A 2,881-nucleotide genomic window follows, 5' to 3' on the forward strand; every position below is an offset into this window, starting at 1 on the left:
CGCACCGGCCGGTCTACGGCTCGAACTTGTAGCCCAGGCCGCGGACCGTCACCAGATAGCGCGGCGCGCCCGGGTCCGGCTCGATCTTCGCGCGCAGCCGCTTGACGTGGACGTCGAGGGTCTTGGTGTCGCCGACGTAGTCGGCGCCCCAGACCCGGTCGATGAGCTGCATCCGGGTCAGCACCCGGCCGGCGTTGCGCAGCAGCATCTCCAGCAGGTCGAACTCCTTGAGCGGCAGGTCGACCTTGCCGCCGGCGACCGTGACGACGTGCCGGTCGACGTCCATCCGCACCGGTCCGACCTCCAGGGCCGCCGGCTCGGCCTCCTCCGGTTCGCCGCGGCGGCGCAGGACCGCGCGGATCCGGGCGACCAGCTCCCGGGAGGAGAAGGGCTTCGTCACGTAGTCGTCGGCTCCTATCTCCAGCCCGACGACCTTGTCGATCTCGCTGTCCTTGGCGGTCACCATGATGACGGGGACGTTGGACCGGCCGCGCAGCTGGCGGCACACCTCCGTGCCGGGCAGCCCCGGCAGCATGAGGTCCAGCAGCACCAGGTCGGCGCCGTTGCGGTCGAAGTCGTCGAGCGCCTCGGGGCCCGTGGTGGCCACGGCTACCTCGAAGCCCTCCTTGCGGAGCATGTACGACAGTGCGTCGCTGAACGATTCTTCGTCCTCGACGACGAGAACCCGGGTCACGCTCTGACCTCCGAGGGGGACGGACAGCACGGGGTTGGGGGGGCGGGGCGGCGGGGGGTGGGGCCGCGCCGGGCGGTGGGCACGCGGGTCACGGAATGACCTCCGGAGCTGTGTCTGACGCGTCGGTCCCGTCGAGCCGGAGCCGGTCCTCGCCGTCGAGGTCCTCCGGCCCGATGAGAGCTCCGCTGCGGCCGGTGTGGGGCCGGCCGGTCTTCGGACGTGCGGCTTCGGGCAGCCGCAGGGTGAACGTGGAGCCCTGGCCCTCAGCGCTCCACACCGTGACCTCCCCGCCGTGCGAGGCGGCCACGTGCTTGACGATGGCGAGACCGAGACCGGTCCCGCCGGTGGCCCGCGAGCGCGCCGGGTCGACCCGGTAGAAGCGCTCGAAGACCCGCTCGCGGTCTTTCTCGGAGATGCCGATCCCCTGGTCGGTGACCGCGATCTCGATGAGGTCGCCGCCGGGGGCGGGCAGCCGGCGGGCCGCGATGCCGACCCTGGTACGGGCCGGGCTGTAGTTCACGGCGTTCTCCACCAGGTTGCCCAGGGCGGCGGCGAGCTGGCCGCGGTGGCCCCAGACGTGGAGTCCGGCCGCGCCGCCGGTGGCGATGGTTATCTGCTTGGCGCCGGCCTGCTGCCGGCACCGCTCTATGGCCTCGCCGACCAGCTCGTCGACCCGTACCGGCTCGGCGTCCTCCAGGGCGTCGTCGTTCTGCACCCGGGAGAGGTCGATCAGCTCCTGTACGAGGCTGGTCAGCCGGGTCGCCTCGCCCTGCATCCGGCCGGCGAACCGTTCCACCGCCTCGGGGTCGTCGGCGGCGTCCATGACCGCCTCGGAGAGCAGGGACAGGGCGCCGACGGGGGTCTTCAGCTCGTGGCTGACGTTCGCGACGAAGTCGCGGCGGACGGCCTCGATACGGCGGGCCTCGGTCATGTCCTCGACGAGCAGCAGGACGAGCCGGGAGCCGAGCGGCGCGACGCGGGCGGAGACCGCCAGTGCCTCGCCGCGTCCGCTGCGCCGCGGCAGGTCCAGCTCCACCTGCCGTATCTCGCCGTCGCGCCGGGTGTCGCGGGCCATGGCCAGCATCGGGTCCACCGCCAGCCGGCCGCCGCGGACCAGCCCCAGGGCGTACGCCGCGGAGCTGGCCTTGACCACGGCGTCGTCCTCGTCGAGCACGACGGCGGAGGAGCGCAGGACGGACAGGACGGTGTCCACGCCGGGCGGCAGTACCGCGTCCGTGTGCAGCGAGGTGCGCGTGGGTCTGGCCTGCTCACGCTCGCTCCACCGGAACGCGAGCACCGCGATCACGCCGGTGCAGAGCCCGGCGATCGCCGCCGCCGCGGCGACAGCTGCGTCCACGTCCATGTCTCCAGGTTAGGCACCTCGTGCACCCCTTCCACAGCCATCCGGGTGCGGTCTCGAACACTGGTCGCCAAGAGTTCACCCTCAGGTCGGTCCCGATTCACTAAGTGGCGCATCGTCCCCTGGATGGTGGATGCTGCATAAATCGGCAAAGAGGACGGACGGACACTGGGATGCGCGACTCTTACCACGAGGAGCTGGACTCGATCGGCGAGGGCCTCGTCGACATGGCCCGGCTGGTCGGCTCCGCCATGGGCCGTGCGACGGCGGCGCTGCTCGACGCCGACCTGCAGCTCGCCGAGAGCGTGATCGCGGGCGACGAGAAGGTGGACGACCTGCAGCGCGAGCTGGAGACGCGGGCCATCCAGCTGCTCGCCCGGCAGCAGCCCGTGGCCACGGACCTGCGCATCGTGGTGACGTCGCTGCGGATGAGCGCCGACCTGGAGCGCGCCGGCGACCTGGCCAAGCACGTCGCCAAGCTCGCCCGGCTGCGCTACCCCGGCCGCTGCATCCCCGACGACCTGCACGCCACCGTGCTGGAGATGGGGCAGCTCGCGCAGCGGCTGATGGCGAAGACCGCGGAGGTCGTCACCACCAAGAACGTCGACCTGGCGCTGGAGCTGGAGCAGGACGACGACAGGATGGACTACCTGCACCGCAAGATCTTCCAGCACCTGATGGACGACCGCTGGAAGCACGGCATCGAGACCGCGGTGGACGTGACGCTGATCGGCCGCTACTACGAGCGCTTCGCCGATCACGCCGTGTCCTGCGCCGGCCGGGTGGTGTACCTGGTGACCGGCGAGCACGCCGACGAGCTGAACGCG

The 2,881-nt window shown here is 71.7% G+C and carries 3 protein-coding genes; 1 reads left to right on the top strand and 2 read right to left on the bottom strand.

All coding sequences use genetic code 11. From position 1 onward, the window contains the following. Positions 1–13 precede the first annotated feature (13 nt). Positions 14–694: a two-component system response regulator PhoP gene (gene phoP, locus H5J30_RS25180; protein WP_018836075.1), complete on the bottom strand. Its 681-nt coding sequence runs from the start codon at positions 692–694 to the stop codon at positions 14–16. Between the two features lie 88 nt (positions 695–782). After that, positions 783–2,057, bottom strand: coding sequence for a two-component system sensor histidine kinase PhoR (phoR, locus tag H5J30_RS25185; protein WP_181789644.1), 1,275 nt, complete (start codon positions 2,055–2,057; stop codon positions 783–785). 170 nt (positions 2,058–2,227) lie between these two features. On the opposite strand from phoR, the gene phoU reads away from it, so the two are divergent. Further along, positions 2,228–2,881 (top strand): phosphate signaling complex protein PhoU (phoU, locus tag H5J30_RS25190; protein WP_181789645.1); only part of this gene is annotated, 654 nt, incomplete at its 3' end.

It is taken from the genome of Streptomyces phytophilus, assembly GCF_013870535.1.
GTDB lineage: Bacteria > Actinomycetota > Actinomycetes > Streptomycetales > Streptomycetaceae > Streptomyces > Streptomyces phytophilus.